Origin of the sequence: Caulobacter sp., assembly GCF_049283275.1 — a bacterium.
Taxonomy (GTDB): Bacteria; Pseudomonadota; Alphaproteobacteria; order Caulobacterales; family Caulobacteraceae; genus Caulobacter.
In genome coordinates this window covers 1-5464 of record NZ_JBAPVS010000072.1, presented here as the reverse complement: position 1 = coordinate 5464, position 5464 = coordinate 1, and the positions used below count along the sequence as shown (strand labels likewise).

Below are 5464 nucleotides of genomic sequence, written 5' to 3'. Positions count from 1 at the left end.
CGGCCGCTCGGGCGCGCCGGGCGCGTTCAGCCGCACGCCGCAGCCTTCGACGGCCGACGAGCTGCCGACCGTGACCCTGACCAGCCTGCCCGCCCCGACCACCGCCGACGGCAAGTCCGCTCCGATCCAGCTGGCCAGCGCCCTGGTGATCTCCTCGGCCGCTCAGCCCGCCACGGTCGCGGGCGGCGTGGGCGGCCCGCTGGGTCCGACCTCCGAGCCGGCCTCGGCCCCCGCCATGCACCCCACCAAGACCTCGTCCTCGGGCGAGGCGGTCAAGGCTGCCGCTGGAGCGGCCGCGACTGGAGCTGCTTCCTAAGCGCTCCGGGCATGTGGCTGCTGGCGAAGCGCATCTGCTTGGCCCGCTTGCCGACGAAGTAGTGCAGGTCCTTGCCATGGACGGCGCGCCAGACCACCTCGGCGGCGTCCTCCACCGGATAGACCGGCAGGCCGCCGCTGCGCAGGGTGTCGGCCATGCTCTGGTTCGACCCCGGCGCGCCGACGTTGAGGATCGGCGTCTCGACGAACCACGGCATCACGCAGGCCACGCTGACGCCGTAGGGCCGCCACTCCACGTCCAGCGCCTCCGACAAGCCGCGCACCGCGAACTTGGTGGCTGAATAGACCGCCAGGCTGGGCGAGCCGTACAGGCCCGCGCAGGACGAGATGTTGATCAGCCGCGAGCCCGGCGTGGCCTTCAGCCAGGGCAAGCCCGCCCGGGCCCCGCTGATCACCCCCTTGATGTTGATGTCCAGCTGCAGGTCGATGTCGGCGTCCGGGTGGCTGTCGAACGGCCCGAACTTGGCCACGCCGGCGTTGTTGATCAGCACGTCCAGACGCCCGTTGGTCAGCTTGACGAAATCGGCCAGGACCGCGGTCCAGGCGGAGCGGTCGCGGACGTCCAGCCGGAAGGTCGCGCCGTTGTCCGGCCCGATCGCCAGGAGGGCGGCCTTCAGCCCCGTCATGTCGATGTCGGACAGGCCCACGAACCAGCCCTCGGCGGCGAAGCGCTTGGCGCTGGCCAGGCCGATGCCGCTGGCGGCTCCCGTGATGAAGACGGCCTTGCGGCCCTTTGCTGCGCTCATGACGCCCCTCCCGATTTATTTGTTATCGCTGATCAGACGCCCGGGAGGGCGGGGAGGTCAAGGGTTTGGGGTGCGGGCCTGGGGCGGATCGACATTCAGACGGGCCCCTCCCTTTAAGTTCGTCATTCCCGCCCTTGTGGCGGGACCCCTTTGTCCGCCGCAAGGGCGGGTGTCACCCGAGACCGACAATTGCTCGCGGTCGGAATCTGACGGTCAAGATCAAGCGGCGGCGATGGCAACCGCCCGATGGACTCACCACGACGCTTTGTGCGCGGCGCTCAGGATCAAGGCGCCATCCTTCGGCAGGAGGAACCCAGCGGCGATGTTTTCGCGGACGCTCCGGGCGACAGCCCGGCGGTATGCCGTCGGGCTTGGGTACAGCGTCCGCAAGCTGTGAATATCAAAGGGCAAGTAGTAGCCCTGCGAGCCGCAAGCCGCCGCTCCGCTGTTCTTTCCTACATTGAGGCCAACCGGCGCGGCGATGTCAGGAAGCCGGATGCCGCCGGACGACAAGCCGAGGTTGTCGCGGTGCAAGCGTCCTTCGGCATCGAGCTGACGAACGAGGCGCGGCGCGACCGGTATCGGCGAGCCTCCTCGTGACCAGGCGACCAGACTGTCCAGCCCCGCCGCCTCGACCATGTAAGCTGGAGGCGTAGTTCCAATCGCCGTGATCGTGCATTTCGGCCCGATCGTCGCCTGAACCGAGGCTCCCAGGTCACGCAGTTGCACCGGCTCTCGCGCCGCTCGTAGATGGCGATCTACGTGAGAGACGCCGGCGATCTCCCATTGGCGAAAATGCGCGGAATCTTCGGGCTGGTGCTCAGCGTCGGAACTCGCGGCGTCTCCCTCCGCGACTACGCGCAGCACGGGCGCCGGCGTCGCCGGATCGATCTTGGCTCCCGTTGCGGAGATCAGGAGGAACGCGTCGATCGTCCGAGCCCGAGCCAGGCCGGCGTTGATGAACCCCGCCAACCAAATGGCGCTCTGCGACTGACCGGTAGCGATCACCGTCGTCGGCTTGAGCCCGCCCATCAGACGCGTGATGTCGCTGTTGCGCAGACTAGCCGCGACCTGACGAAATATATCCAGTGAAAGCGGTTCCTGCGCCATGGCGCCGTCGTTCTCGATCCGCAGGTCGCCATAACGCGCCGGGCTCCACGCCCGCAGCGCTTCAACCCCGCCGAAGCCTTGAGCTGACACGCCGATCCATGCGTATCCCGAAGCTATCAGATGGTCTTGCAGCGCCAACCAGACGTTGTCGGCGTCAAAGCCGTTCGAATCGTTGAGCCATTCGATGATGACCACGCCGTTGAAGCGTTCCGGACGATCTGGACGACGGACAAGCACGCGGGTCTTGAAAGGCTTGGCTGGACCAGTTGCCGTCGCAAGCTCGCCAGGAGCGGCGCCATACGGCGCTGAGAGCGGCGTCGCCTGCCCGGAGACGAAAACCTCCTGCTCGACATAGCCCTCGAAAGCCAGGTCGCGGTTGGCGGCGAAGAACGGATAGAGGCGGCCAAGGCTCCCCGGGGGCTCTTCGGCGGCCACGGGCGTCCAGACGAGATCTTGCGCCTTTGCGCCCCCTGCGGCCGACAGGACGAGGACGCCCAAGGCGGCGAACACGGAGCAAAGACGGCTGAGACGCATGCGTTCAAGGGCCAGACTTTCGCGCACCCGGCAAGCAAGGTGACGTTCGCGGGCCCCGAAATTCATCTAACCAGCTTGAGGTCAGGCCAAGGGGCCGGGGAAATTGCCAGTAGTGGTGGATCCCCGTCATTTGAGGGCGGGAATGACGGATGGAAGGGGTGGGTCGTGGTTGGTCAGCCCGAAGCGCTGAATGTCGATACGCCCTAGTCCGTCTGGTCGTCGATTTCGGCGGCCGGGCCGTTTTTCTTGACCGACTCGATGGCGTTCTTGGCCGCCGACTTCGAGGCGTAGCCTTCGGTCCAGAAGATGGTCTCGCCGTTGTAGGTGAAGTAGGCGACGAACTCGCCGCCCTTGTTCTTCTTGATCAGAAACTTGTGGGCCATGGGGATCGCTCCTTGCGCTTCCTGTGTCGTCAAGCCGACGACGGCACCGTCGATCCAGGCCGTGTGGGCGTCAATCGGGTAAGTCCCGCCCTTGGGGGCGCGGCGGCGGCAAGGCCCCCGACCTTGCACGCGGCGTCGGAAGGAGCATCTTCCACGGACCCTTCGCCGTGCGAGCGCCCATGAACCCCGACCAACGTCTCGACCAGCTGTCCCGCGACCTGCTGGACACCCCCTATGCCGAACTGACGGAGGTGAAGAAGAGCGTCATCGACCTGATCGCCGCCGAAGCGCCCACGGGCCTGAACCAGGCGCTGGTGGCCGACGACCGGACCTATTGGGACAGGCTGGCCGACAAGGTCGCGGCGGTCGGCGGGTCATGGGCGTTCATCGGCGGCTTCAGCCTGTGCCTGGTGCTGTGGATCGCGCTGAACCTGAGCCTGCGGCCGTTTCATCTGGCCTTCGATCCCTATCCCTTCATCTTCCTGAACCTGATCCTGTCGACCGTGGCCGCGATCCAGGCGCCGGTGATCATGATGAGCCAGAACCGCCAGTCCACGAAGGACCGGCTGAACGCCGAGCACGACTACCTGGTCAATCTGCGCGCCGAGCTGGAGATCATGCGCCTGCACGCCAAACTGGACGCCTTGCGCGAGCAGGAAATGGTCGAGATCCTGCGCTGCAACACCGAGACGCTGGAGATCCTGAAGGCCCAGGTCGAGCGGATGGCGGATGGGCGCGGCTAGGGAACCCTCTCCCAAAGGGAGAGGGAGGGGCCCAAGCGGAGCTTGGGAGGGTGAGGGGTTTAGACGTCCGACGGCGTGCCGGCAGGGCGCTGTGAGAAAACGGTGAGGGTGTCACCCCTCACCCTCCCACCGCTACGCGGCGGGTCCCTCCCTCTCCGGCTGGGAGAGGGTGAGTTTGGCGTTCCGCCGCAGCGCCTGCGGCGGTTGGCCAAACGCCCGCAGGAAGGCGCGGCGCATGCGCTCCTGATCACCGAAGCCGGTTTCCAGGGCCACGTCCTCGACCTGCAGGGGCTGGCTGTCGAGCAGGGCGCGGGCCGCCTCCACCCGCAGGCGCTCGACCGCCTTGGCCGGGGTGGCGCCCGTCTCGGCGGCGAACTGGCGGGCGAAGTTGCGCGGGCTCATCGCCGCCTGCTGCGCCAGTTGCTCCACCGTCAGGGGCTGGGCCAGGTTCTCGCGGGCCCAGGCCAGAAGCGCGTCGAAGCGGCCGCCCTGCATCTCCAGCAGGGCCGAGAACTGCGACTGGCCGCCGGGGCGGCGGTGATAGACCACCAGCTGCTGGGCCGTGCGGCGGGCGACCGCCTCGCCCAGGTCCGCGCCGATCATCGCCAGGGCCATGTCGATGCCGGCGGTGATGCCGGCCGAGCTCCACAAGGATCCGTCCTGGACGAAGATCTTGTCGGGCTCCAGCCGCACGGCGGGATAGCGCCGCTGGAAATCGTGCGAGCGCTGCCAATGGGTCGTGGCCCGGCGGCCGTCCAGCAGACCGGCGGCGGCCAGGATGTAGGCCCCTGAACAGACGCTGGCCGTCCGGCGCGCGGTGCGGAAGGTCTCTCGGACAAAGTCCAGGGTCGCCTCGCAGATCGCCGGCGTCCGGGTGCCCTCGCCGCCCGAGACGATCAGGGTGTCCAGCCGCGGCGCGGCGGCGAAGGCGAGCGCGGTCATCGCCACGCCCGACGAACTGGGCACGGCCCCGGGGTCGCGGGCCAGGAGGTGCAGGCGGTAGGCGCCGGGAACCAGGCGCCCGGCGATCTCGAACGCCGCGATCGGCCCGGCCGCGTCCAGCAGCTGGAAGGCGGGGAAGATCAGAAAGCCGATGTCGCGGGTCATGGCCCGTGCCTCTCAGGATCTGGTTTGGCGGATATCGAGGGAACTATGTCATTTCGGTCAGACGCTAGGCGGGCGATGCTGCGGCGTCAACAGGAGGCCTCCCGTGCCCAAACCGCCGCCGTTCCACATCGTGTTCGCTCTGTTTCCTGACGTCACCCACCTGGACTTCACAGGCCCCCACCAGATCCTCAGCCGCCTGCCCGGCGCCCAGGTGGTGGTCGCCAGCCAGGCAGGGGGCGAGATCGAGGCCGAGGGCCTGGTGTTCGCCCACGTGGCGCGGCTGGCCGACATCGAACACTGCGACCTGCTGTGCGTGCCCGGCGGCTTCGGAACGACCCAGGCCATGGCCGACCAGGCCTTCCTGGACCAGATCCGGCGGCTGGCCGCCGGGGCCCGCTATGTGACCTCGGTCTGCACCGGCTCGCTGCTGCTGGGCGCGGCGGGGCTGCTGCAGGGCCGGCGGGCGGCCTGCCACTGGGCCTGGCGCGACCAGCTGGCCCTGTTC

At 68.2% G+C, this 5464-nt stretch carries 6 protein-coding genes and 1 pseudogene; 3 read left to right on the top strand and 4 right to left on the bottom strand.

Features of this window, described 5'->3' with window-relative positions; all coding sequences use genetic code 11:
- A pseudogene (locus tag WAL33_RS03575) lies at positions 1-316 on the top strand (cell wall hydrolase); the annotation flags it as partial.
- Here WAL33_RS03575 and WAL33_RS03570 read toward each other — a convergent pair.
- The 3 genes from WAL33_RS03570 to WAL33_RS03560 all read right to left on the bottom strand — a co-directional run bounded on the left by WAL33_RS03570 (position 273) and on the right by WAL33_RS03560 (position 3109).
- Positions 273-1082 carry an SDR family oxidoreductase gene (locus WAL33_RS03570; RefSeq protein WP_422178558.1) on the bottom strand — a complete coding sequence of 270 codons (810 nt, stop codon included), beginning with the start codon at positions 1080-1082 and terminating at the stop codon, positions 273-275. The pseudogene WAL33_RS03575 and the gene WAL33_RS03570 overlap by 44 nt on opposite strands.
- Positions 1083-1334: 252 nt before the next feature.
- Complete coding sequence (locus tag WAL33_RS03565; protein WP_422178556.1) at positions 1335-2792, bottom strand: alpha/beta hydrolase domain-containing protein; 1458 nt, start codon at positions 2790-2792, stop codon at positions 1335-1337.
- 137 nt (positions 2793-2929) lie between these two features.
- Positions 2930-3109, bottom strand: a complete 180-nt coding sequence (locus WAL33_RS03560; RefSeq protein ID WP_422178554.1) for a YegP family protein — start codon at positions 3107-3109, stop codon at positions 2930-2932.
- Between the two features lie 179 nt (positions 3110-3288).
- Here WAL33_RS03560 and WAL33_RS03555 point away from each other — a divergent pair, with 179 nt between their 5' ends.
- Entirely contained in the window at positions 3289-3852 is a 564-nt protein-coding gene (locus tag WAL33_RS03555; protein WP_422178552.1) for a DUF1003 domain-containing protein, read from the top strand.
- 132 nt (positions 3853-3984) lie between these two features.
- Here the strand turns inward: WAL33_RS03555 and WAL33_RS03550 are convergent, their stop codons facing one another.
- On the bottom strand, positions 3985-4959 hold the full coding sequence (locus WAL33_RS03550; protein ID WP_422178550.1) for a GlxA family transcriptional regulator: 975 nt from the start codon (positions 4957-4959) through the stop codon (positions 3985-3987).
- A 127-nt stretch (positions 4960-5086) separates the two neighbouring features.
- Here WAL33_RS03550 and WAL33_RS03545 point away from each other — a divergent pair.
- The coding region (locus WAL33_RS03545; RefSeq protein ID WP_422178560.1) for a DJ-1/PfpI family protein at positions 5087-5464 on the top strand (378 nt) is incomplete at its 3' end.